Source organism: Endozoicomonas sp. SCSIO W0465 (genome assembly GCF_023716865.1).
Taxonomy (GTDB): Bacteria; Pseudomonadota; Gammaproteobacteria; order Pseudomonadales; family Endozoicomonadaceae; genus Endozoicomonas.
Genome location: NZ_CP092417.1, coordinates 2,889,551 through 2,914,150, shown reverse-complemented (window position 1 = coordinate 2,914,150; position 24,600 = coordinate 2,889,551). Strand labels below are relative to the sequence as shown.

At 49.5% G+C, this 24,600-nt stretch carries 26 protein-coding genes; 20 read left to right on the top strand and 6 right to left on the bottom strand.

Going from position 1 to position 24,600, the window contains the following annotated elements; translation table 11 throughout:
• Window positions 1-29 precede the first annotated feature (29 nt).
• From MJO57_RS12740 to MJO57_RS12680, 14 genes are all read left to right on the top strand, one after another.
• Window positions 30-1,856, top strand: a complete 1,827-nt coding sequence (locus MJO57_RS12740) for a phage terminase large subunit family protein (RefSeq protein WP_252025775.1) — start codon at window positions 30-32, stop codon at window positions 1,854-1,856.
• 6 nt (window positions 1,857-1,862) lie between these two features.
• Complete coding sequence (locus MJO57_RS12735; protein WP_252025773.1) at window positions 1,863-2,063, top strand: hypothetical protein; 201 nt, start codon at window positions 1,863-1,865, stop codon at window positions 2,061-2,063.
• Entirely contained in the window at window positions 2,060-3,559 is a 1,500-nt protein-coding gene (locus MJO57_RS12730; RefSeq protein ID WP_252025772.1) for a phage portal protein, read from the top strand. Before MJO57_RS12735 ends, MJO57_RS12730 begins: the two co-directional genes overlap by 4 nt.
• Entirely contained in the window at window positions 3,540-5,588 is a 2,049-nt protein-coding gene (locus tag MJO57_RS12725; protein WP_252025770.1) for a ClpP-like prohead protease/major capsid protein fusion protein, read from the top strand. The genes MJO57_RS12730 and MJO57_RS12725 overlap by 20 nt, the downstream gene beginning before the upstream one ends.
• Window positions 5,589-5,674: 86 nt before the next feature.
• The gene (locus tag MJO57_RS12720) at window positions 5,675-5,995 is read left to right on the top strand and encodes a DUF2190 family protein (RefSeq protein ID WP_252025768.1); all 321 of its coding nucleotides are present in this window, start codon (window positions 5,675-5,677) and stop codon (window positions 5,993-5,995) included.
• Between the two features lie 50 nt (window positions 5,996-6,045).
• Window positions 6,046-6,177 (top strand): hypothetical protein, encoded by a 132-nt coding sequence (locus tag MJO57_RS32750; RefSeq protein ID WP_256493287.1) that lies wholly within the window; start codon window positions 6,046-6,048, stop codon window positions 6,175-6,177.
• Complete coding sequence (locus MJO57_RS12715) at window positions 6,158-6,370, top strand: hypothetical protein (protein WP_252025766.1); 213 nt, start codon at window positions 6,158-6,160, stop codon at window positions 6,368-6,370. Before MJO57_RS32750 ends, MJO57_RS12715 begins: the two co-directional genes overlap by 20 nt.
• Window positions 6,367-6,855, top strand: coding sequence for a hypothetical protein (locus MJO57_RS12710; RefSeq protein ID WP_252025764.1), 489 nt, complete (start codon window positions 6,367-6,369; stop codon window positions 6,853-6,855). Before MJO57_RS12715 ends, MJO57_RS12710 begins: the two co-directional genes overlap by 4 nt.
• 38 nt (window positions 6,856-6,893) lie before the next feature.
• Window positions 6,894-7,832, top strand: a complete 939-nt coding sequence (locus tag MJO57_RS12705) for an IS4 family transposase (RefSeq protein WP_252025762.1) — start codon at window positions 6,894-6,896, stop codon at window positions 7,830-7,832.
• A 51-nt stretch (window positions 7,833-7,883) separates the two neighbouring features.
• On the top strand, window positions 7,884-8,375 hold the full coding sequence (locus MJO57_RS12700) for a hypothetical protein (protein ID WP_252025760.1): 492 nt from the start codon (window positions 7,884-7,886) through the stop codon (window positions 8,373-8,375).
• Between the two features lie 68 nt (window positions 8,376-8,443).
• Window positions 8,444-9,442: a transposase gene (locus MJO57_RS12695; protein ID WP_252025758.1), complete on the top strand. Its 999-nt coding sequence runs from the start codon at window positions 8,444-8,446 to the stop codon at window positions 9,440-9,442.
• Between the two features lie 207 nt (window positions 9,443-9,649).
• Window positions 9,650-10,225: an IS4 family transposase gene (locus MJO57_RS12690; protein ID WP_252017317.1), complete on the top strand. Its 576-nt coding sequence runs from the start codon at window positions 9,650-9,652 to the stop codon at window positions 10,223-10,225.
• Window positions 10,226-10,291: 66 nt separating this feature from the next.
• A complete protein-coding gene (locus MJO57_RS12685) occupies window positions 10,292-10,864 on the top strand; it encodes a hypothetical protein (protein ID WP_252025756.1) in 573 nt (190 codons plus the stop codon).
• Window position 10,865: 1 nt separating this feature from the next.
• Complete coding sequence (locus MJO57_RS12680) at window positions 10,866-11,426, top strand: phage baseplate assembly protein V (RefSeq protein WP_252025754.1); 561 nt, start codon at window positions 10,866-10,868, stop codon at window positions 11,424-11,426.
• A gap of 13 nt (window positions 11,427-11,439) precedes the next feature.
• Here the strand turns inward: MJO57_RS12680 and MJO57_RS12675 are convergent, their stop codons facing one another.
• The gene (locus MJO57_RS12675) at window positions 11,440-12,720 is read right to left on the bottom strand and encodes an IS66 family transposase (protein ID WP_252025752.1); all 1,281 of its coding nucleotides are present in this window, start codon (window positions 12,718-12,720) and stop codon (window positions 11,440-11,442) included.
• Window positions 12,721-12,745: 25 nt separating this feature from the next.
• Between MJO57_RS12675 and MJO57_RS12670 the strand changes: the two genes are divergently transcribed.
• Window positions 12,746-13,561 carry a transposase gene (locus MJO57_RS12670; protein ID WP_252025750.1) on the top strand — a complete coding sequence of 272 codons (816 nt, stop codon included), beginning with the start codon at window positions 12,746-12,748 and terminating at the stop codon, window positions 13,559-13,561.
• On the opposite strand, the gene MJO57_RS12665 is transcribed toward MJO57_RS12670, so the two are convergent.
• Window positions 13,522-14,556 carry a transposase gene (locus MJO57_RS12665; RefSeq protein WP_252026884.1) on the bottom strand — a complete coding sequence of 345 codons (1,035 nt, stop codon included), beginning with the start codon at window positions 14,554-14,556 and terminating at the stop codon, window positions 13,522-13,524. The genes MJO57_RS12670 and MJO57_RS12665 overlap by 40 nt on opposite strands.
• Before the next feature lie 110 nt (window positions 14,557-14,666).
• On the opposite strand from MJO57_RS12665, the gene MJO57_RS12660 reads away from it, so the two are divergent.
• The gene (locus tag MJO57_RS12660; protein ID WP_252025749.1) at window positions 14,667-15,020 is read left to right on the top strand and encodes a hypothetical protein; all 354 of its coding nucleotides are present in this window, start codon (window positions 14,667-14,669) and stop codon (window positions 15,018-15,020) included.
• Here the strand turns inward: MJO57_RS12660 and MJO57_RS12655 are convergent.
• Window positions 14,987-16,501 (bottom strand): IS66 family transposase, encoded by a 1,515-nt coding sequence (locus MJO57_RS12655; protein WP_252025747.1) that lies wholly within the window; start codon window positions 16,499-16,501, stop codon window positions 14,987-14,989. The two genes, MJO57_RS12660 and MJO57_RS12655, sit on opposite strands and share 34 nt — an antisense overlap.
• Window positions 16,502-16,591: 90 nt before the next feature.
• Between MJO57_RS12655 and MJO57_RS12650 the strand changes: the two genes are divergently transcribed.
• Window positions 16,592-16,816 (top strand): hypothetical protein, encoded by a 225-nt coding sequence (locus MJO57_RS12650; RefSeq protein ID WP_252021552.1) that lies wholly within the window; start codon window positions 16,592-16,594, stop codon window positions 16,814-16,816.
• 112 nt (window positions 16,817-16,928) lie between these two features.
• On the opposite strand, the gene MJO57_RS12645 is transcribed toward MJO57_RS12650, so the two are convergent.
• Window positions 16,929-17,222 carry a DUF6444 domain-containing protein gene (locus tag MJO57_RS12645; RefSeq protein ID WP_252024050.1) on the bottom strand — a complete coding sequence of 98 codons (294 nt, stop codon included), beginning with the start codon at window positions 17,220-17,222 and terminating at the stop codon, window positions 16,929-16,931.
• An 841-nt stretch (window positions 17,223-18,063) separates the two neighbouring features.
• Here MJO57_RS12645 and ltrA point away from each other — a divergent pair.
• Together ltrA and MJO57_RS12630 are read left to right on the top strand one after the other, a co-directional pair.
• Complete coding sequence (gene ltrA / locus MJO57_RS12635) at window positions 18,064-19,326, top strand: group II intron reverse transcriptase/maturase (protein WP_252017357.1); 1,263 nt, start codon at window positions 18,064-18,066, stop codon at window positions 19,324-19,326.
• The gene (locus tag MJO57_RS12630; RefSeq protein ID WP_252017488.1) at window positions 19,323-20,738 is read left to right on the top strand and encodes an IS4 family transposase; all 1,416 of its coding nucleotides are present in this window, start codon (window positions 19,323-19,325) and stop codon (window positions 20,736-20,738) included. Before ltrA ends, MJO57_RS12630 begins: the two co-directional genes overlap by 4 nt.
• Window positions 20,739-20,912: 174 nt before the next feature.
• Here the strand turns inward: MJO57_RS12630 and MJO57_RS12625 are convergent, their stop codons facing one another.
• Window positions 20,913-21,344 (bottom strand): hypothetical protein, encoded by a 432-nt coding sequence (locus MJO57_RS12625; RefSeq protein ID WP_252025745.1) that lies wholly within the window; start codon window positions 21,342-21,344, stop codon window positions 20,913-20,915.
• A gap of 86 nt (window positions 21,345-21,430) precedes the next feature.
• Here MJO57_RS12625 and MJO57_RS12620 point away from each other — a divergent pair, with 86 nt between their 5' ends.
• On the top strand, window positions 21,431-22,336 hold the full coding sequence (locus MJO57_RS12620) for an IS1595 family transposase (RefSeq protein WP_252025743.1): 906 nt from the start codon (window positions 21,431-21,433) through the stop codon (window positions 22,334-22,336).
• A gap of 99 nt (window positions 22,337-22,435) precedes the next feature.
• On the opposite strand, the gene MJO57_RS12615 is transcribed toward MJO57_RS12620, so the two are convergent.
• The gene (locus MJO57_RS12615; protein WP_252017502.1) at window positions 22,436-23,953 is read right to left on the bottom strand and encodes an IS1182 family transposase; all 1,518 of its coding nucleotides are present in this window, start codon (window positions 23,951-23,953) and stop codon (window positions 22,436-22,438) included.
• Window positions 23,954-24,600: the final 647 nt, after the last annotated feature.

The window sequence follows — 24,600 nt, the reverse complement described above, 5'->3', positions numbered from 1 at the left end:
GATTCTTGGCCATGCACCGGCCAGTGCCCATGACCTGTTCAGAATGGGCGGATGAGAATTTCTATTTGTCGGCTGAATCGGCCTACATCGAGGGGCGTTGGGAGACTGCACCGTTTCAGGTAGCGATCCTGAACAGCATGGGTAACGACGAGATCCGGGTAGTGAACCTGATCAAGTCGGCCCGGGTTGGTTACTCCCAAATGCTGAAAGCGGCTACCGGTTATCAGCTACAACACAAAAAACGCAACGGCATGATTCTCCAACCAACGGACAGTGCCGCCAGCAGCTTTATGAAAGCTCATGTAGAAACGGCTATCCGGGATGTTCCGGTACTGAAAGAGCTGGCCCCATGGTTTGGCAAGAAGCACCGGGACAATACGCTGGAAGCCAAGAAGTTCAGTAACCAGCGGCAGCTCTGGTGTCTGGGTGGTACGGCGGCAAAGAACTACCGGGAAAAATCGCTGGATTTCATTATCTATGATGAGCTGGCGGCCTTTCCGGAAGACGTGGAAAAAGAAGGTGCCCCTACTTTTCTGGGTGATAAACGACTGGAAGGTTCTGCTTTCCCGAAGTCCATCCGGGGTAGCACACCCAAGATCAAAGGGCACTGCCAGATTGAACGGGCAGCCCAGGAGTCAGAGACTGACTTCCTTATGTTCGTACCATGCCCGCACTGTGGGGAGTATCAGTCGTTAAAGTGGGGAGGAAAGGATGCCCCATTTGGTATTAAGTGGGCAGAGAATAATCCGAGGGATGTCTGGTATCTGTGTGAACACAATGGCTGTGTAATTCGCCAGCATGAGCTGACCCCGCATTTTGCCAAAGCCCAGTGGCGATGCCATAAGACAGGCATCACCACGGTTGATGGCTACGAGTTTCTGTTGAATGGGCAAGTCAGCGAAACCCCCGAGTCTGTCACCTGGAATATCTGGACAGCCTATAGCCCGTTCACAACCTGGGAACGTATCGCCAGAGACTTCCTGAATACCAGAGACGACCAGGGAAAGCTGAAGACCTTCGTCAATACCACCCTTGGCGAGACCTGGGACGATGAAACCGGCGAAAAGCTGGAATGGGAAAACCTTTACGCCCGACGGGAAACCTATCTGCCCACCATACCGGAATGGGCTGTCTATATCGCCGGCTCCGTGGATACCCAGGATGATCGACTGGAAATCAAGATCAAAGCCTATGGCCCGGGTGAAGAAAGCTGGCTGATTGGTTACAAGCGTCTGATCGGTGATCCTGCCGGTGAACTGATCTGGCAAAAACTGACCGAATATGTTGACCAGAGTTTTCAGCATGCCAGCGGTGCGAAAATGTCCGTGGGTCTGATCTGTATCGACTCCGGTGGTCACTATACCGATGAGGTGTATGCCTGGTGTCGTCAAGACCCGATGCGGCGCATTCCCATCAAAGGGGCATCGGTCTACGGTAAGCCGGTGGCCAACTTCCCCCGGAAGCGAAACCGCAAAGGCGTCTACCTGACGGAAGTCGGTACCGATAACGCCAAGGATATTATCTATTCACGGCTGGCCATGCAGGCCAAAGACCTGACCAAACCCATCAAGGGGTATATGCACCTGCCCATGGTGGAATGGGCGGATGAACTCTATTTCAAAGGGCTGACTGCTGAGCGTAAGAAACTCAGCTTTGTCAAAGGTCGGCGGGTGTACCGGTGGGAATGCCCTTCCGGTGTCCGTAACGAACCGACGGATCTGGAGGTATATAACCTCGCTGCGGTCCGTATTGCCCAACAGCACTTCGGGCTTGACCTTGATCGGGCAAGACCGGAAGGCCGAAAAAACCAGTCCACCAAAAAACGAAAGTCCGTTCATCAATCCAGCTGGCTCTAAATACCTATGTCTCCAGAACAACAGATGATTGACCTGTACATACAGGCCGAAAAAGACCTGCTTGCCGGAAAGAACGTCTCCATGAACGGCCGCACCATCACCATGGAAAACCTCAATGAAATCCGTGAGGGTCGTCAAGAGTGGGAGCGTCGTCTACAGGCTAAAACCCGTCGCAAGCCCTACAGTGTGGGAGTCATTAACTGGTGAATATTCTTGACCGGATGATTGCCCCTTTCTTTCCCCAGCGGGCATTGAACCGTCTGAGAGCCCGGGCGCAATTTGAAATACTGGCACAGCATGAGGCTGCCAGGCCGGACCGGCTGCGCAAGATCAAACGCTCTACCGGTTCCGGTGATGCGGTCGCGATCCACTCCCGTTCATTGCGGGAGCAGGCCCGATGGCTGGATGAAAACTATGATCTGGCCGCCGGTATTCTGGATGAGAAAGTCAAAGGGGTCATCGGTGCCAAGGGTATTCTGATTGAGCCTACGCCCAGGGATAAGAATGGCGAAATCCTTACGGATTTTGCGGAAGAGCTCTCCGGCCTGTTTGAAGAATGGTCCCGATCCGTCACCACCTGTGGCATGCCCCGCAGTGATGCGGAGCGTATTGTCTGTCTCAGCTGGCTGCGGGATGGTGAGATGCTGGGGCAGCTGGTACAGGGGCGAGTTAATTTGTATCAGTTCGCTACCCGGGTACCGCTGGCGGTTGAGCTGCTGGAGGCGGACTATCTGCCATCGGAAAGCCAGATCGATGCCAGCCGTAACATTGTCGGTGGTGTTGAGCGCAATGCTTGGGGCAAGCCAACCGCTTACCACATTTACAAAGATCATCCCGGCAACCTGATGGGCAAGTGGAGCCTGACCACCAAACGGGTGTCAGCAGACAACATGCTGCATCTGAAACTGGCTCGTCGTTCCCGTCAGGCCCGGGGTATCTCCCTGCTGGCTCCGGTGATTCAGCGACTGGGTGACCTGAGAGACTATGAACACGCCGAGCAGGTAGCCGCCAAGGTATCGGCGGCACTGACCGCCTATATCAAAAAGGGCGAACCCCAGATGTACATGGGGAATCAAAACGACGATGACGATGAGCGTTTGTTTGATATCAGTCCACTCATGGTGTTTGACAATCTCGCCCCCGGTGAGGATGTCGGCACCATTGAAAGCAATCGCCCCAGTGCCCTGTTAACCCCATACCGAGACGCCATGCTGAAAGCGGCCTGTGCCGGAACCGCCAGCAGCTACAGCACGGTTTCCAGAACTTACATGGGCACCTATTCTAGCCAGCGTCAGGAACTGGTGGACGTCACCAGTACCCATGCCGTGTTTCAGGATCAGTTTATCAATAGCTGGTCCATGCCCTGTTATGAATCATTGATCCGGGTCTCTATTGCCTCTGGTGTTCTTCGTGCGCCTGCCAGTCTGGATGTCCGCAGTTTGTTTGATGCGGAGTACCTGGGGCCAACAATGCCGTGGATTGATCCGGTGAAAGAGGCTAATGCCTGGAAACAGAATGTCAGGAATGGACACGCCACCGATGCGGAAGCCATTCGGGCGAGAGGTCGTAATCCAGTGAAGGTCAGGGCCAAGCGCCTGAAAGAGATTCAGACCAACCGTGAAGATGGTCTGGTGACCGATACCGACCCCTACTTTGACAAACCCTCCATACAGGTTTCAGACAATGCCCAAACAGACCAGTAAGTACTCCCTGAAAATGGCCGCTGATTCGGTGGTCGAACTGATCATCTATGAAGAGATCAGCAGCTGGTGGGGCATCACCGCCCAGAACATTGCCAACCAGTTGAAAGAGCTGCGGGCAGCCAACGGCACGATCAATACTATACGGGTCCGGATCAACAGTCCGGGCGGGGATGTCTTTGAAGGCGTCACCATTTACAACCTGCTGAAGCAGGACAGCGCCTTTGTTGAAGTCTATGTGGATGGCATGGCGGCTTCCATTGCCAGCATTATTGCCATGGCCGGTGACAAGATCGTCATCGGTGAGTCTGCTGCTTTCATGATTCACAACCCATGGTCTTATGCCTGGGGAGAGTCGGACGAGCTGCGGAAAATGGCCGACCTGCTGGATCAGATCAAATCCTCATTGATGACCACCTACCAGAAACGCACCGGCCTGTCTGAAGAAGAGATCACCGCACTGATGGATGAAGAGACCTGGTACTTCGGGCAGGAAGCCGTGGACGCCGGTTTTGCTGATGAAGTCTTTGAAGCGCCTGCCATGGCCGCCAGCCTGAACAGCAAAGGCAAAAAAAGACTGCAAAATATTACCGAAAATATTCCCGATAAGGCGCTGGCCTTCTTCCAGAGCGCAACCAATCAAGCCAATCGTTCCGAACAACCGGAAAACCCCGAGGGTTCCGCCCCTCAACACACCAAGGAGAAAGCACCTATGCCTAAAGAGCATAACCAGGCGGCAGCGGGCGGTAACCCGACACCTGCAGCCAGTGATACCAGCAAGACCATGACCGCCCAGGAGCGCAACGATCAGATCAGCGCCATCTTCACCCCCTTCAATGGCCAGCATACTGACCTGTTGATCGAGTGCATGAGTGATACCACCATCACACCGGAACAGGCCAAAGACAAACTACTGAACCGACTGGGTGCCGGTACCAGCCCAAGTACGCCATCCAATAACGTGCATGTGCATGCCGACAACGGTCGTATTGTTTTCGACGGGCTGTTGAATGCTCTGGAAGCCCGTGTGTTCAAAGATGTGAAAGCCGAGAAGGACAATCCATACAAGTCGTTCAACCTGCAGGAAATGGCACGGGCTTCACTGTCTGAAAAAGGCGTGAATATGTCGGCATACGACAGTCGTATGAACATGGTGGCCGCTGCCTTTACGCACAGCACCAGTGATTTCGGCAATGTGCTAGCGGATGTTGCCCATAAAGCCATGCTCCGTGGCTGGGACGAAACACCAGAAACCTTCACCCGCTGGACCCGCGAAGGCACACTCACCGATTTCAAACCCACCAAACGTGTGGGCCTGAACACCTTCCCAAGCCTGAAAGAAGTAGCGGAAGGTGCTGAGTTTAAATACGGCAATGTCAGTGATCGTGGGGAAAGCATCCTGCTGGCCACCTATGGCAAGCTGTTCTCCATTACCCGTCAGGCGATCATCAACGATGACCTCTCTGTCTTCACACGACTGCCACAGGCCATGGGCAGAGCTGCCGCCAGAACCGTGGGTGATCTGGTCTATGCAATTCTAACCGGCAACCCTGAAATGTCTGACGGTGTGAAGCTGTTCGCCAGCGCTCACAAAAATACGCTGACCGGTGGTCTGTCCATTGAGAATCTGGACAAAGGCAGAACCTTGATGAGAACTCACAAGGACGGTGATGCTCATCTCAATATCGGACCGGGCTATCTGCTGACCCCGGTAGCGCTGGAAGGGACTGCCGGTTCGCTGCTCCGCTCCGAAGCCGACCCCAGCAAAACCAACAGCAAAGCGGCCAACCCGGTGTTTGGCATGGCAGAGTCCATTTCCGAAGCCCGACTGGACAGCGCCTCTGCAGCAACCAGTTATCTGGTGGCGGGCGATATGTACGACACCATTGAAGTGGCGTACATGGATGGTAACCCTGCCCCTCGTCTGGAACAGCAACAAGGTTGGGATGTGGACGGCACTCAGTTCAAAGTGGCACTGGATGCCGGTGTTGCGCCCATGGACTTCCGCTCTTTTTTAGAGATCAAGGGGTAAGAGCACTGAAGCGATAAACCTTTCCTGCCCGTCATTTCCTGTCAGAGATGCCGGGCTTTTCTGTTTCTGAATACGAGGACATTTCCATGGCAACAAATTATTTGCAGGAAGGCAAAACCATTGAGTTCACTGCGGCGGCGGATGTGGCTTCCGGCTCTGCAGTGGTGGTGGGTACCGTGGTGGTGGTCGCTATCAGTACTGTACTGTCCGGTGAACTGGCGGTGGGTATGACTGATGGCGTTTTTGATCTGCCTAAAGGCACTGGTGCTATTACCCAGGGTGCCAAGGTTTATCTCAAGTCGGATGGAACGATCACCGCTACAGCCAGTGGCAATACGGCCGCCGGTACCTGCTGGTCAGCCGCTGCGGATAGTGATACTTCCATTGCGGTAAAGCTGAACCGTTAATCCATCAGGGCTGATTGGATCAATATCCGTCAGCCTGTTTTGAGGTAAGCATGAGCGATTTTGTCAGCCGCTTTGATAATGCCCGGATTATCCGTCGGTTGGGCGAGCCGGTCAGTTTGCCCGATGGTCGTGTAGTTTCCGGTGTTTTTGAGTTCCCGGCCAATGATGGAGCACTGGGTTAGCCTGCCGATGGATTACCGCTCACCGGAAGTAACCCTGACCGATCAGGACGCCAGTGGTTTGCAAAAAGGTGATGTGCTCACCATTCGCAACAGCGTTTACACCATCGGCAAACCCAGGCCCAGTGGTGATGGCGTGACGGTGCTGCCATTGGCAGAAGGGCAGGACGACCCGGATACCGGACGGTGGAAATGACCACCATTGCGCTGGACGTTAAGCAGGCCGTTAAGGAACTGACCGAAGGGCTGGAAGGCAAAGAACAGGCTATCCGTCGGGCAGTCGCCAGAGCGGATCGCAAGTTTTCCGCCTGGGCAGAGCGGCAAATCCGGTTGATTGTCAGTCGGGCGTCGGAGATTCCCCAGAAAATATTGAAAGACAATCGCCGTATCTTTGTCAGTAAGGAACGAACGCCAGACGGACTGGTGACCCATATCTGGATCGGTCTTAATCCCATCTATGCCGATGAACTGGGCAGACCGGTAAAAACCGATGCGGGTGTCAAGATCGGGCGCTTTGGTGAGTTCTACCAGGCATTCATCATCAACAACAAAGTTTTCTATCGGGTGGGCCGTGACCGGTTCCCCATTGCCAGAGCGGTTTACGCCTTTAACGATCCGGTAGTGCAAGCCATCGAACGCATGGAGCTCCCTGCCCAAAAGCTGTCTCTTGATCACAAATAGCTACCTTGTTCTATCATTTCTCACTGATAAAACAGGTCATGCTTCCACTTTCTCCTAAACCATGGTCAGAACTAACTTTTGGATGTGCTGATTTGGGCGATACTCGACGTACAAAACGACTTGTCAAAGTTGCTGCCGAGCTTTCAGCTCATACCGGTAATTCTTTGTCATCTTCATGCGAAGGTTATACCGCACTGGTAACTGGAGCTTACCGGCTGATTGAGAATGAGGCCGTAAAGCCTGAAGCAATAGCTGAGGCAGGCTTTCAGGCAACTGCCAAAATAGCGAGACAGTCTCGCCTACTTCTGGCTCTCGAAGATACAACAACCCTGGGTTATAAACATGCTGTCAGATCCGAGCTTGGTGATCTTGGAGGTCCTGAAGGCTCTAAAACCAGAGGATTCCACGTCCACTCTGTCTTCTTGGTTGATGCGGATACAGAGCGAAGCATTGGGCTTATTGATCAAGAACGATGGGTTAGAGAGGACGTTCAGCGGGGGAAAAAGAACCAACGTCGTCAGCTACCTTACGAGGGAAAGGAAAGCTTTAAGTGGCAAAGAGCCTCTGAAAACACAGAACAAAGGATGGGGGGTAAAATGCCTGACATCATCAGTGTTTGCGACCGGGAGGCGGATATATACGAATATATGCACTACAAACTGGATAACCGACAGCGGTTTGTTGTAAGAGCTACACAAAACAGAATCCTGGTGGATGGCGAACTCTTATTATTTGATTCCTTAGCTCAGACTGAAGTGTTGGGGAAATATACGATAGTGGTTCCTCAAAAAGGAGGTAGAAAGAAGCGAAAGGCAACGCTGCAGGTCAAAAGAAAGAAGATGACAATACAGGCGCCGCAAAGGCCAGGCGGCAGGCCGGAACCGGTAACTAGTTCTCGTCCAAAAACACAACCAATTGAAAACTGTAGATTTTATCCTGAAAAATTAAGTGGAGCCCTACTGCTATCTGGCGACTAAACTTCCCAAGAGCAAGAAACATAAGGGATTGCCAAAAACAGAGGACTCCAAATGCGCAAAAAACGCAACCCGCAGTGTAGTATGGAACTCCATTACGTACCTCATGAAATCTGCTCCCAGCTTTCCGGTATCTCGCAATGGCTTGACGCCCATCCACAGTTCAATGACTGGATTTATGAGGACTTAAGTTCTGGTGATAAACAGAACACTGGGCGGAACGGACTATCAGCAGAATCCGTTCTTCGTGCGGCACTCCTGAAACAGTATTTGAATTGTGATTATGACTACTTGTCGTTTGTTTTGATGGACTCCATGCTCTTTCGAGACTTTTGTCGCCTCGAACCAAACCAGCGCCCCAGTCGCTCCAGTTTGCATGGGCTCATCAGCCTTCTTACTGCATCTACATGGGAACGGATTAATAACTGTCAGCTAGTTCTCGTCCAAAAACTCTGCAGCCTATGCGTGCCAAGGCTTAGAGGGAAAAAATCAAGTTTTGTTTTGACGCCTTTTTCAACCAGTTTTCGGGGGCTACAGCGGAGTTGATGTGATTTTCCTGTAAATTCAGAGCACGTCAAATCTCTGTAGGCTACGTGGCCCAAGGGCTATAGTTTTTGGATGGGAACCAGCTAATGACCGCTAAAGATCAGGGTATTGAAAAAGGGCGCACTGTGGCTATTGACAGCACAGTCACCGAATCGGATATCAAACCTCCTTGCGACAGTGATCTTTTAGCCAGTTCCGTTAAAGAAATTTGTCGGCTGCTGGAACGGGGACAAACACTGACAGCGACACCGCTTTATGAATATACCCATCACAACCGAGCCGTAAAAGATGCGGCCAGAAAATGCATCTACGCTGGCAAAGAAGAGCGGCATCAGCATTATAAAAAACTGCTGCAGTTGACCCGAAAATCCCGGAAGGTACTTATCGAAGCTACTGTCACGCTAGCAAACGCCCGTCAGCAGGGGCAGTGTCTCCTGGCTGATGATGCCGACAAGTGGCAGGCCGATGTGGATCACCTGTTACCCCTGGTGGATGCAATAGTCTCCCAGACAGAGCGCAGGGTCTTTAAGGGTGAAAAGGTGCCAGCCCAGGAAAAAGTGGTTAGCCTGTATGAACCCCATACGGATATCATCGTAAAAGACAGGCGGCAAGTACAGTATGGCCATAAACTGAACCTGGTTCAGGGAAAAAGTCGATTGATCCTGGACCTGGTTATTGAGGAAGGTAACCCAGCGGATTCGGACCAATTCATTCCGATGATGGAAAGACAAAAAGAAATTTATGGTCGTGTACCTCGCCAGACAAGCGGTGACGGCGGATACGCGTGTCGCGCTAATTTGGAAAAAGCCAAGGCCATGGGAATCAGCGATGTAGCTTTTAATAAGAAGCGCGGACTTGAAGTCGAAGAGATGACTAAAAGTCAGTATGTGTATAAAACGCTCTTTCGCTTCCGGGCAGGTATTGAAGCGGGAATTTCGTGGCTAAAGAGATGTTTTGGGCTATCACGTTGCCACTGCAAGGGTTCTGAGCGTTTTGATTCTCATTGCTGGTTATCGGTGGTCTGTTACAACCTGGTGATTCTGGCCAGACACCCGGCACCATCCTGATAGCCACCTCCACGCTACATGAAAGTACCTTTCCAGCATGGTGGGAGGATGTTTTCTGCCTGCTTTTCGCGTTTTTCTCCAATATCCGTCCCAGATTAGAGAAAAAAAGGGAAGAGTTTTTGCGGCTCTCTGGAATTTCAGGAAATATCAAAACGCACGTACAATCTAATTATGATTGCCTGATGCGTTTTTGGACGAGAACTAACTATGAATATTGTGTCGGCTGAAGAGATTGGCAATGACTCCGAAGACCGTTTGCACTGGGTACTATTGACAACTGAAGATATTGAAACATTCGAAGACTGTCGCTCTATCATTCGATTTTACGAGCTCCGATGGCGAATAGAAGAGTTCCATAAGGCTTGGAAATCGGGAGCAGGAGTAGAAAGGCTTCGTCTGCAATCTCCGGATAACATTGAACGACTTGCGGTCATATTAATGTTTGTCGCTGTCAGACTAATGCAAATCCGTGAAGCATTAATGTTACCGAATGACAGGCAGCACAAAGACAGAAAGCTTTGGAGTGAAAAAACACTCGCGAATGAGGTGGTCAGTGATGATGAATGGCAGGTTCTCTGGCTAACCTATGAAAAAAAAGCGTTGCCCGATAAGCCGCCAACAGTCACTTGGCTGCTTCAAACGATTGCTCGGCTTGGTGGTTGGGGTGATTCAAAGCATACAGGGCAGCCCGGCTGGTTAGTGGTATGGGAAGGCTGGGCGAAATTGCAGGATCGGGTAAAAACCTGGCAGATAGCCCGGCAGTTCAGCGCTGGAGAGATGTGATCAAGAGTCAGGCCCAAAAGCGTTTCATGGAACTGCTGGAACAGGAACTGAACTACGCCATTAACCATGAGTGAAAAGAAGCACACCACCATGGAGGCTATCCATGGCGCTATTCTGCAAGCGGTGACCGATCACTGGAAAAACCAGCCCAACCAGCTGGATACCGTGGCAGAGTACGACCCCTTTGAACGTAAGCCGGTGAACTCGCCGGGTGTATTGTTCTCCATTGAAAACATGGCACTGGAAGGCAGAGACGGCACCGGCAGAACCGGCATCATTTTGGACTGCAACCTGACCTGCATTCTCAGTACCCGAACTCCCAGAGTTCAGGTGGAGATTCGACAGTTTGCCGCCGAACTGGTGCGGGTGGTGGAACAGGTGGGTTTGTCGCACTGGGGCCTGGGCAATGCCTGTGGTACGCCGGGCAATGTCAACTGTCAGCCAGCGTTATACAGCCCGGAGAAAAGCGGTTTTGAAAGCTGGGCTGTTACCTGGTCACAAACCTTTTATATCGGTGGGCCAACTGTCGAACCGGCACCACTGCCGGAAACACTCTACGCCAGCAAATCCCCCGACATCGGCAAACCCAGCCAGCCGGACTATCAACAGCTGACCGGGTTTGATGATGAGTCGCAGTGATATGAATTGGGATATCAGCGAGTTATACCGGTTACTTAACAATCTCATCCAGTTTGCCAAGGTTGACTCCATCAAAGGTGATCGGGTGGTGTGCATCACCGCCGATGGTTTGAAAACCAAACCGCTACCCGTTGGTGTAGACCGTGCAGGGGATGATCGAACCAGCTGGCTCCCTTCGAAGGGTGAGCAGGTGCTGATCTTTTCGCCGGGAGGGGTTACGGAACATGCAGTGGTTGGGCCTTCGTTATGGGCGGACGCGTTTCCGGCGCCCAGTGTGGATCCTAAACACCCGATGATGCAGTTCAGTGACGGAGCCAAGATCAGTTATCACAAAGGCACTCATACATTGTCGGCTCTGCTGCCAGCTGGGGCAAAGGTCAATATTGTTGCATCCGGTGGGCTGGCGTTTACCGGAGACCTCACCGTCAACGGAAACATCAAAGCCACCGGTGATATCACTGACCAGACCCGATCCATGAAAGAAGATCGTGCGATATATAACGGCCATAACCATATCGACAGCATGAAAGGCAATACCAGCTCACCTAAACAGTCACAATAATCATGCATGGTAACTATTCAGCACTGAGCAAAGGCATATTACAGTAATTCCGAACAGCTCTATGAAGTGATTGATATATGTCCATTCCCTGTTTTCTGGCAGACGACAAATAGCTGCGAATCCGTGCAAACATAGAACCACCGTCTGCACTCCTGAAGCAGCCTGAGATTTTCTGCTTTAACTTGGCCATTCGAACATCCCGCTCACTGCCATTGTTATCGAAGGGAATGGTAAAATCTGACATGAAGCGCAGTGTCTCAGCCTTGAACTCAGTGAGTCGTTTGAAGAGATTGTAAGCTTTAGTATTCTTGACTTTCTTGCGCTTAAGCTCCTCTCGTTGCTTCTCCATATAGACGACTTCTTTCATTAGAGCCCGCTGAAGCAACCGGTCATAAATCTTCTCGATTCGTTCACAGACAACACTTGGCATCTGTAGCATACCTATGGTCTTAAAGCCCTTGCAGTAATGCCAGGAAAGCCTCAGTAGCTTCATCAATCGCAACGCCAGTTGATTGCTGTCCCTATCAACAACACCCAAAAGCTCCCTCAGGTGATGGGCATTGCAAAGTACGTGAGTTGCCGCATATGCAAAATAGGATTTCCAATGATCATGAACCAGAACGCCTGCAAATGTTAGCAGTATGCCCATCGTGTCCATGGCCTCACGACCTCGCTTTTCAGACAAGTAGTAGAGCGTCCATTGTTCATCCCGCATAACGTGTAGCCAGTGCAAAGAGCCCTCGGCCCGCATACCCGTTTCATCGGCTCCGGCAACAGACGATTCCCGCAAGGCGTCACGAATAACCTCTTCAGTAGAAGCCAGATTTTCATAGGTTCTGGCCACAAAATTGGCGACAGTGCCTGCACTTACACTCATTTTATAGAGAGTATTAAAATACTCTGACACGCGCTTAAAAGGCAGGAAATGGTATTGGTTAAGATAGACGGCCATAGCCTGTGTGGCTGAGCCATATTGTGCGGCAGCGGTAACACCTTCCGGGAATTCAGCCTGATTCCGACAACCACAAGTGCAGATTTTTACTTCAGCTCTATGGGCCGTTACTTCAAATTCACCCGGTCTCCCTGGTTCAAACACCTGTCGTTCAATATATTTGACCGGCTCACTATCAAGAAGAGACGCCTGACATTTATTGCATTCTTTAACCGGAAGGTACTCAATATAGTCAGGGATATCGACCTGTTTAAGACAAGTGCCCTGATGCCCTTTCTTTCCACCGGCTTTATTACCAGAACTCGACTTTAGAGTTTTAAGAGCACAATAGTTCCGGCGCATAATCTGCTAAAAGCAACCATCCCCAATGACGAAATTCGAGATGGTTGCCATGCTCACTTCAGATCATCAAGTAATCCTCAGGGAGCTCGCTTCATATACAACCTTTCTTGCTGGAGCGCTATCATCAACTGCAGTACCAACGTTCTGCGAACTGCTGTTCGGTTGCATGCTTTCAGCCGACGGCTTTGTTACACAGGCGTTGTTAACAATTGATTTTCATTGTGTGTGGAGCAGCTACCACCACTGGCTATCTCAGGGCAAGTGGCAATGGAAGAACTTGGCACGCCACTTGATCCGTCTGGTCTGCTCCAAAGCTCCTGAGAATCAACCTGTGGTCCTGGGGCTTGATGACTGGGTAATCGAACGGTTTTCCGACAAAGCCCCTGCTTGTCGTACACATCATCAACACAGCAAGAAACGCAATCGGCCGACGTACATCTGGGGGCAGTGTTGGGTTTCCCTGGCCATCATATTTGAGCGGGCTGCAGATGAAGTATTTACCGCCATACCGGTGATCTCATTTCCGACACCAGCTTCAGGTAACACCAGCAAACTGAAAATTGCCGTGGCCATGCTCAGGGTGGTACGCAATGAAGTGAAGGATCGAGTGCTACGCCTGCTAACCGATTGCTGGTATATGAACTGGACACTGATAAAGCCAGCTCTGGAAATGAACATAGAAGTTGTTGGTCAGATACCTTCAAATCGGGCCCTCTATGCTTTGCCGCCAGCACCCACCGTAAAGAAGCGAGGGCGCCCAAAAAAGTACGGCATCAAGATGACGACAGAACAGGTTAGGACTTACGCATTGATGACACCGATAAATTTTGGTAGGAGGTGATCCTTCCCCTTTGCAAAACTCTCAATGAAAGCGCCTATTGTCTCTTTAAACAGCCCCCGTTGGTGCTGATAAATATTCGTAAACTCCTGCTCTATCTGCATTTTCTGGAGATAAACAAAAGCTAAAATTGCAGCAAATATATGGTTTCTGACGGGTCGTTCGCTGCGAACCTGAAAGTGCTCAATATGGCAAACCTGCTTGATCGCCCTGTGAAACTGTTCGATCTGCCAGTGCTGGTCATGGATCTGCTTGAAGTCATTGCGTTCAAAAGGGACTTCCTCTGGCAAGTAAACCACGTAGTGGCGACGCTGGTCTTTTAGCATCGTCCTGAACAACCGGATCTTACCGAAGTCTTTGAGCCATACATCCAGACCATTGTCGGGGATGTCGAGGTGTTGAACCTGCTGCCATTTACCTTTTTCCAGTGATACTGTCCTGTTTTTCTCAACGGCAAACATAAACCCAGTCTGATGGTTTTTAATCGTCTTCAGGTTAGTCGTGCAGCTGTACCAGGAGTCACCGGTAACGAACGCTGGCTTCAGCCCCCATACCAGCACTTCAATCAACATTTCACGGAAGTAGTCGTTTTTTGTCTTGTCTTCCGATTTGTCGTATATCCTGTAATTCACCGGCATATGGCGCCCGGATACGTCGGTGTAATAAAGGGTGATGAGGTTAACTCCCTTAACCACTCGGTGATGTTTACCCGACCAAAAGTGGCCAACCAGTGCCACGGAGTAGCTATAAGGTTTGTCGAGCACGCTGTCATCAACGCTCAGGGTGCCGCCAATAGGGTTTAAACTTTTGACTGCTTCATCGTACATATCTTTGGGCTGATAGTTTTCACGCTTAAGAAAGCGGTTTGCGCTATCGTGAGAAAAGTCGGTAACCTCGGCCAGTCTTGTGCATGTTGATGATTTTGGCTCACTAATCAAAAAGCCAATGTATTTTGCAAGAGTGCATCGTGCAGTGGTCGGTCGAGTGGTAGTTCTCACTTTCATCCCTGAAGACATCTGTTTTTTGGCATTATCAAATTTTAGAGCCTGTTGTCAATGCGTAAGTCCTACAGGTTAAGAAACTGCCGGAAGAAAAAGCAACAGTATGGATGTACGGCAAATTTCGCAAAATACGTTATCGTACCCTGATCTGTCGCGCCAGATTCCTTAAAGGTCGTGAAGTACGCGTCGTCTGGAGTCGCTTTGAAAATGACAAAGGTCTGACCGAAAGCAGAATATTCATCTCGACCAATCCGGAACTTGAGGGACTGGAGGTGCTTCGTGCCTATTCCCGGAGATGGCCGGTAGAGCCAATGTTTCACCAACTCAAACATGCTTTTGGCTGTTGCCATTTATGGCAGCAGAAATTGCGAACACTGCTTCGATGGATGCATTTGAAAATGGCAGGCTATGCATTATTGCAGTGTAACTATTCAGCACTGAGCAAAGGCATATTACAGTAATTCCGAACAGCTCTATGAAGTGATTGATATATGTCCATTCCCTGTTTTCTGGCAGACGACAAATAGCTGCGAATCCGTGCAAACATAGAACCACCGTCTGCACTCCTGAAGCAGCCTGAGATTTTCTGCTTTAACTTGGCCATTCGAACATCCCGCTCACTGCCATTGTTATCGAAGGGAATGGTAAAATCTGACATGAAGCGCAGTGTCTCAGCCTTGAACTCAGTGAGTCGTTTGAAGAGATTGTAAGCTTTAGTATTCTTGACTTTCTTGCGCTTAAGCTCCTCTCGTTGCTTCTCCATATAGACGACTTCTTTCATTAGAGCCCGCTGAAGCAACCGGTCATAAATCTTCTCGATTCGTTCACAGACAACACTTGGCATCTGTAGCATACCTATGGTCTTAAAGCCCTTGCAGTAATGCCAGGAAAGCCTCAGTAGCTTCATCAATCGCAACGCCAGTTGATTGCTGTCCCTATCAACAACACCCAAAAGCTCCCTCAGGTGATGGGCATTGCAAAGTACGTGAGTTGCCGCATATGCAAAATAGGATTTCCAATGATCATGAACCAGAACGCCTGCAAATGTTAGCAGTATGCCCATCGTGTCCATGGCCTCACGACCTCGCTTTTCAGACAAGTAGTAGAGCGTCCATTGTTCATCCCGCATAACGTGTAGCCAGTGCAAAGAGCCCTCGGCCCGCATACCCGTTTCATCGGCTCCGGCAACAGACGATTCCCGCAAGGCGTCACGAATAACCTCTTCAGTAGAAGCCAGATTTTCATAGGTTCTGGCCACAAAATTGGCGACAGTGCCTGCACTTACACTCATTTTATAGAGAGTATTAAAATACTCTGACACGCGCTTAAAAGGCAGGAAATGGTATTGGTTAAGATAGACGGCCATAGCCTGTGTGGCTGAGCCATATTGTGCGGCAGCGGTAACACCTTCCGGGAATTCAGCCTGATTCCGACAACCACAAGTGCAGATTTTTACTTCAGCTCTATGGGCCGTTACTTCAAATTCACCCGGTCTCCCTGGTTCAAACACCTGTCGTTCAATATATTTGACCGGCTCACTATCAAGAAGAGACGCCTGACATTTATTGCATTCTTTAACCGGAAGGTACTCAATATAGTCAGGGATATCGACCTGTTTAAGACAAGTGCCCTGATGCCCTTTCTTTCCACCGGCTTTATTACCAGAAGACTGTCTCAGACTTTTAGGATTGGGTTTTTCATCCGATGGATCGGTACCTTTATCTGCGGAAAGGTCGTCAGAATGATCTGGAGAATTACTGTTTTTACAAGGTTTTTGATAACCATCAGACGATGGCAGCTTGCTGCTGTTTTGACTGTTCTTGCCAACCTTTTCTTCCAATTCTCGACATCGCTCTTCCAGACAGGCAACTCTCATCCGCAGCTCTGCATTCTCTTTCAAGAGAATCTCAGCCGACATAGTTGCGGGTAGTTCTGGAATCATGCTGGCGAATATTGTGGAAAAATGGTGCTTAAGAGGATGGTATAAAAATCAGAAAATTCCAGATTTATGTGGGGGTGCTGAACAGTTACATTGCAGTTATTAACCGTTTGTAAAAATCAGGCATGTCTGAATATTTCTCGGATACCCTGGAGAAGCCCGGATACAACCACTGCAGGCATGATGAAAATTGCTCTTTCAGGAATTATTCCGAGGTTCTCTATTCGCAAGGGCTGGAACAGATATAAGCAAAAATATGAGTTCAATTTTCGCGATCTGATCGACCAGTTAATACCGGATAATTCAGAAGCAGCATAACTAAAGGCTTTTAGGCAAAAAACGGAAGTAATAACGAACTTGGAAAAACAGTTCACTGATTTCGGCTTGCTTCACTATAAAAAGCTGACCGAATTATCGTTTTATACAGACTCTAAAGTCGAGTACCAGAAGACTGTCTCAGACTTTTAGGATTGGGTTTTTCATCCGATGGATCGGTACCTTTATCTGCGGAAAGGTCGTCAGAATGATCTGGAGAATTACTGTTTTTACAAGGTTTTTGATAACCATCAGACGATGGCGGCTTGCTGCTGTTTTGACTGTTCTTGCCAACCTTTTCTTCCAATTCTCGACATCGCTCTTCCAGACAGGCAACTCTCATCCGCAGCTCTGCATTCTCTTTCAAGAGAATCTCAGCCGACATAGTTGCGGGTAGTTCTGGAATCATGCTGGCGAATATTGTGGAAAAATGGTGCTTAAGAGGATGGTATAAAAATCAGAAAATTCCAGATTTATGTGCTGTCTCTTGATCACAAGATTTATGTGCTGTCTCTTGATCACAAATAGCTACCTTGTTCTATCATTTCTCACTGATAAAACAGGTCATGCTTCCACTTTCTCCTAAACCATGGTCAGAACTAACTTTTGGATGTGCTGATTTGGGCGATACTCGACGTACAAAACGACTTGGTACGCCCGGCATGGGCATGAACTGATGGGGTGAAAGTCCCCTGTGGGAGAACCTACATCTGACTGGCGGTAAAGACGCCTGCTGATGACAACCACTAGCTTAAGGCAAGTGCAGTCCCGCGAGGGGCTGTGCGGAGGCAGTCTGAGTGCAAAGGTGCGAGCCGACGTACAGAAATCGCATATAAGGCTGAGTCTCTGGGCGAGTGAGCCAAGGATCACAAAGCCCTATGGTTCGTGAGACACGGTAAATGCGGCGGTTGTGCACTGAAAGTTCATGTCCTTATCCGGGGAGATCTGTTCAACATGCGATTGGTAATTCCCAGTTCTCAGCCACTGGTTACAACAGGCTCGGCGAACAGGTCTCATCATCCTGTTCGAGCAAACCCGATGGCAACCAATAGCGCCAGCAGAGGTAACTCCGCGTGGTGATTGGACAGAAGTCAGCAGAGGCCATAGTAGCTGTACGACAGAAGCCATTAACGGATGGGAAGTCGTTAGCGAAGGGCCGAACATCGACGACAAAGAGGAGACTGATTCCCTCAAGGCGATGCAGCCGTCCGGCGACTCACCGTACTTGGCGACAGAATCTTTAACCAGCTTTGAACCATGATCTACTAAATTGCGTACTTGAACCGGCTAATCTGGCAAGTGCATGGAAACAGGTCAAAAGCAACAAGGGTGCTCCGGGTATTGATGGAGTCACTATTGAAGCTTATCCAGACTTTGCCAAACAGCATTGGCCTTCAGTGCGTCAAGCCTTATTGGACGGAACCTACCAGCCATCACCCGTGCGCCGACATGTTATAGAAAAGCCGGACGGCGGTGAGCGTTTGCTGGGAATCCCTACCGTGATGGATAGGGTCATACAGCAGGCCATTGTGCAGGTGCTGACCCCTGTCTTTGATCCGGGTTTCTCTCCAAACAGCTTCGGCTACCGACCGGGACGGTCAGCACACGACGGAGTCCGTCAGGTTAAGCAGTTGATCAACCGGGGGCTTCATTACGCTGTTGACGTTGATCTGAGTAAATTCTTTGATACGGTTAATCACGACGTTTTGATGTCGAGGGTCTCCCGTAAGGTCCGCGACAAACGCCTTCTGAAACTGATTGGTAGCTACCTGCGCTCCGGTGTCATGATTGAGGGCAATGTCTACCCGACCAGGGTTGGCATGCCACAGGGTGGGCCTTTATCACCCTTGCTGTCTAATGTGGTCCTCGACGAACTCGACAAGGAGCTTGAATATCGGGGTCATTGCTTTGCAAGATACTGTGATGATTTTGTGATTCTCGTCAAAAGTCAGCGTGCAGGGGATCGGGTGATGCACAGCATTACCCAATTCATTGAACGCAAATTGAAACTGAAGATTAACTCCCGGAAAAGTAAAGTTGTGAAAGCAACAGAAAGCGAATTCCTGAGTTTCACCTTCACAGGGAAGAAAGTTCGCTGGGCCCAGAAGTGTCTGGACCGATTCAAATACCGGATACTCAAGTTGACCAGTCGTCGCTGGGGTGTCTCAATGCAACATCGGTTACGCAAATTGGCACAATATATCCGGGGTTGGATGGGGTATTTCCGGTTATCGGAATATCACCGACCAATTCCCCTGCTGGATCAATGGATACGTCGGCGAATCCGTTGCTGCTTTCTGAAGCAATGGCGCAAGCCGAAAACCCGTTTTAAGAATCTGGTCAGGTTAGGCGTTGATAAAATTAACGCCGCCAAGATCGCAGCCAGCAGCAAAGGGTATTACCGTCTGAGTAAAACCTATGCGGTACAACAGGCACTGAATAACAGTTACCTCGCGAAAATTGGGCTTGTTTCATTGAAAGACTTATGGATCAGGTTTCACCATCATCGTTGAACCGCCCGGTGCGGACCCGCATGCCGGGTGCTGTGGGGAGGGCTGGAGAAAGACCGGCCCTTACCCGATTCAAAGTTGCTGCCGAGCTTTCAGCTCATACCGGTAATTCTTTGTCATCTTCATGCGAAGGTTATACCGCACTGGTAACTGGAGCTTACCGGCTGATTGAGAATGAGGCCGTAAAGCCTGAAGCAATAGCTGAGGCAGGCTTTCAGGCAACTGCCAAAATAGCGAGACAGTCTCGCCTACTTCTGGCTCTCGAAGATACAACAACCCTGGGTTATAAACATGCTGTCAGATCCGAGCTTGGTGATCTTGGAGGTCCTGAAGGCTCTAAAACCAGAGGATTCCACGTCCACTCTGTCTTCTTGGTTGATGCGGATACAGAGCGAAGCATTGGGCTTATTGATCAAGAACGATGGGTTAGAGAGGACGTTCAGCGGGGGAAAAAGAACCAACGTCGTCAGCTACCTTACGAGGGAAAGGAAAGCTTTAAGTGGCAAAGAGCCTCTGAAAACACAGAACAAAGGATGGGGGGTAAAATGCCTGACATCATCAGTGTTTGCGACCGGGAGGCGGATATATACGAATATATGCACTACAAACTGGATAACCGACAGCGGTTTGTTGTAAGAGCTACACAAAACAGAATCCTGGTGGATGGCGAACTCTTATTATTTGATTCCTTAGCTCAGACTGAAGTGTTGGGGAAATATACGATAGTGGTTCCTCAAAAAGGAGGTAGAAAGAAGCGAAAGGCAACGCTGCAGGTCAAAAGAAAGAAGATGACAATACAGGCGCCGCAAAGGCCAGGCGGCAGGCCGGAACCGGTAACTATGAATATTGTGTCGGCTGAAGAGATTGGCAATGACTCCGAAGACCGTTTGCACTGGGTACTATTGACAACTGAAGATATTGAAACATTCGAAGACTGTCGCTCTATCATTCGATTTTACGAGCTCCGATGGCGAATAGAAGAGTTCCATAAGGCTTGGAAATCGGGAGCAGGAGTAGAAAGGCTTCGTCTGCAATCTCCGGATAACATTGAACGACTTGCGGTCATATTAATGTTTGTCGCTGTCAGACTAATGCAAATCCGTGAAGCATTAATGTTACCGAATGACAGGCAGCACAAAGACAGAAAGCTTTGGAGTGAAAAAACACTCGCGAATGAGGTGGTCAGTGATGATGAATGGCAGGTTCTCTGGCTAACCTATGAAAAAAAAGCGTTGCCCGATAAGCCGCCAACAGTCACTTGGCTGCTTCAAACGATTGCTCGGCTTGGTGGTTGGGGTGATTCAAAGCATACAGGGCAGCCCGGCTGGTTAGTGGTATGGGAAGGCTGGGCGAAATTGCAGGATCGGGTAAAAACCTGGCAGATAGCCCGGCAGTTCAGCGCTGGAGAGATGTGATCAAGAGTCAGATTTATGTGGGGGTGCTGAACAGTTACGCCTGACATAACGTTAGACAACAGCTGTTCCCAGCGTCCCTTGCTATGGATAAGAGACCTTGTTTCCAGTAGTACTTCTGCCCCGGCTAATTTCCACCTCATTCCTGAACCGCATAGCCGTTGTTTGACCAATGTCTTACATGCTGCTTCTGTGACTCCGGAACCGATCGGCCAGTTGTGCTCCAGAGCCTCTTGATACTTCATTAAAGTGATGATTGTCGGTAAAGTAGGTCACTGCCTTGTAACGCTTTTCTATCAGTGCCGTCGTCTTTTTCGGGAGTTCTGCTGATTCAATCTCCTTCAGTATTTTCCTGGCCGCACCGCATGTGTGTTTCAAGTTATGGAGCCTATCTTCTAACCAGACCTTTCTCCTGGCTTTACTGTCCGGAAATAATGCTTCTGCTGCCCCGGCCAAGTATTCCGAGGCATGATAAAAATCGAGTATCTGAGCAGAGGTATGCTTCGTCAGATAGCACCAGTTTTCTTTAGCCCCATCAGCGACCCCCACATAAGTCGCTTGTGGGTAAAGGCGTTTTAGTTTTGCAATCTCCTCGTCCATTTTGCCCATAAAGCTTCCTGATTACCACCGACCCTACGTCGTGAGCCAGCTGCTATAATAAACGTCGATAGTCATGTGTTTTGGAGGTAAAACTGATGTGTAAAAACACCATTCAGTTCCAAAAAGGCCTTGGCATTATGCAATTTCTGGCTAATTACGGCAGTGAAGAGCAGTGTGAGAACGCGCTGTCCTCTTGGCGCTGGCCAGATGGCTTCCAATGCCCGAAGTGTGGCTCCCGCAGTTTCTGCAAGCTTCACCGGAAAGCTGAATTCCAGTGCAATTGCTGCCGTTGCCAAACCTCGCTTACCAGTAACACTATCTTTGACTCAACAAAGCTGCCTCTAGCTACCTGGTTTCTGGGTATCTATCTCGTCACCCAGAATAAAGCGGGGATTTCTTGCCTGACGCTTCATCGACAACTTGGCATTTCCTACAATGCCGCATTGCGCATGAAACACAAACTCATGCAGGTCATGATGGAAAGAGATAACAGCTGGCAGTTGAGTGGTTTTGTTCAGATTGATGACGCCTATTGGGGCGGAGAGCGCCACGGAGGCCGCCGGGGCAGAGGCTCAGAGAACAAAGCCCCCTTCGTGGCCGCAGTTCAGACAGATGCTGATAACCACCCTATCTACATGAAGTTCAATGCCGTTGATAACTTCCGGCGAAAAACCATTCAGGAGTGGGCAGAACATGCCCTGAAAAAGGGTGTCCGGGCCGTCAGCGATGGCTTGTCCTGTTTCCGGGGTATTGAAGATGCCGGATGCCAGCACACAGCCATCATTACCGGTGGTGGGCATGCATCCATGGAGAATGAGTTGTTCACCTGGGTAAATACCATGCTGGGAAACGTGAAAACAGCGATTACCGGTACTTACCATAAGCTCGACCCCAAGCATCTGGGCCGTTATCTATCAGAGTTCAACTATCGGTTTAACCGGCGTTTTGATATGCCTTCAATGATCTCAAGGCTAGGAGGCTGTCCGAGAACTAGCTATTGAAAAAACGAAAGCTTCAGCATTTTCTTGGCTGATCAAATATTGACCTAAATTTAGCCTGTTTTGGGGTAAAAATTGCGTTTTTTACCCTTTTGCTTGCCTTTATGCTGCCATTTTAAGCCTTTTTGCTTCTTCAAGACGGATTGATCCCGTTGAAACCGATTTGACAATTTTTTTGAAATTATAAGCACTGCAGACCAGTGAAAATTCTCCAGCCACTTTTTCCTTACCCCGGACACTGAACCCTCTGAATCCTGAGTTCTTGATTTGGCCAAAAGGCGGTTCCGCAATCACCTTGCGACGCTCATAAACCGCTTTGGCCTCTTTGGTTTCCATTTTGCGGTTCATCGCCTGGCGTATGGCTTCGTGGCGGTCTGTGCGAATCACTTTCCCCGGGTCTTTGTTGTCACCACTGCACCTTTTACGTAACGGGCAATCCCGGCAGATATCTTTACTGACGCGGTAGCTTTTGTGTTTTGCTTTGCTAGCCGTGTTATAAATCAGCTTCTCACCGGCAGGGCAGGTAAAGCTGTCGTCTGCTTCATGGTAAATAAAATCCGCTTTGACAAACTTTCTGTCAGAGTCTTCCAGTCCCTCTGTTGCAGGCTTCTCCTGTCGATCCGTAGCCATGTAAGCGTCAATGTTCGCATCATCAAACGCTTGCAGGTTGGGCCCTGAGTAATAGCCATTATCCTCACTCATTTTGCCAATGGACGCGTTATCTGTTGCTTCTGCAATGGCTTCAAGTGCAGGCTTTACTTCCTGCTTGTCATTGGCATGCTGGCTGATGTGCTGGCCAACAATGATACCATTATCGCTGTCGACGCTGATCTGGGCGTTATAACTGTACTGATAGCCACTGCCTTTTTTACCCATGATCCTGGCATCATGATCAGCAAAGCTGATTTGCTTTTTGTCGTCTATCGGCTTATCGGGATTCAGGGCCTGTTCCCGTTCTTCAAGCGCTTTTTTGGCCTCCTGGATTTTCTCTAACCGTTCCTGCTTGAATTGCAAGTCTTCAGGAATGCTGTAGCCAGTCTCCTGCTGATAAGCATCGTCCTCTTCACTGTCACTGGTTTCGGCTTTTTTAATCAGGGCCTCAACTTCAGCCATTAATTCAGCTTCTTTGGCCTTAAGTCGTGCGTAGCTCATGGCCTTATGCTTTGATGAGTCGGCTTTGAATTTGGAACCATCAAGAGCGATGTGGCCCAGCGAGGCCATCTGTAGTTCCCGGGCGAGCAGCACGCTCTGTTTGAAACTGCTTTTAAAAAAGGTGGCCTGGTTTTTACGAAAGTCACTGAGCACCCGGAAATTTGGGCAGTGCTGTTTGGCGATATACATGAAAGCCAAGTCCTGATTGCAGCGCCGTTCAATCTCCCTGGAGCTGAACACACCATGGCTATAGGCATAGATCAGGATCGATATAATCAGTCGTGGGTGGTAGGCATTCTGGCCAAGATGGTGATACTGCTTTTCCACTTCAGAGGTGTCGATATGCTTGAAGATATCTTCAAAAACGAAGCAATCATGATCTGGTGGCAGCAGGTCGAAGATGTTCGATGGAAACATCAGGTGCTGGTCAAAATCAGCAGGGTTATCTTTGAATTTGATTGATGACATCCGTTTCGGCAACAACAAAGTGGGCAGAAGATGCCTGATTATACTTAATCAGGCTATTCTCGGACAGCCTCCTAGGTCGGGCTGCAGTCAATACAGCACCGATGCCGGATCGACTTCTCAAACTGCCAGACGTCCAGTGGAAACCGGGTTAGCCATCAACCGATAATTGAAAGTCAGTTGACGTATTAATATCATTATTTCGAATGATGATGTGGGTCTTTGCTTGTTCGGAGCGGTTATGAAACCGAATTTAGTTGATAATCTGGAGAACAAGCCGTCATGATGCCTGCTCCACCGGTAATACTGGAGAGGTTCTATTATTTCTTTACCGGGTTATAGACATAAAGAATGAAAAGCTGCACGTATATTCTTAAATTATCTTTCCCTGTGTCATGACGTACGATCAGTGGTAATCAGGTAAAGCTTTGCTTGCCATATTCAGGTGAGCTGGCGGTATAAATAGTGTGCAATCGATCACCATTGGCCGAGTAAAGACTCAGGGTTCTGGTCAATACTGCACCCGGATGTATCCGACATTCTGGCCTTTCACGTTATTGCTTCCTTTAACATCTTGTTTGTGTAAAGGAAAAATTAGACTCAGATTTACATTACGTCCAATTGATCAGAAACAACTTTACTGGACACGG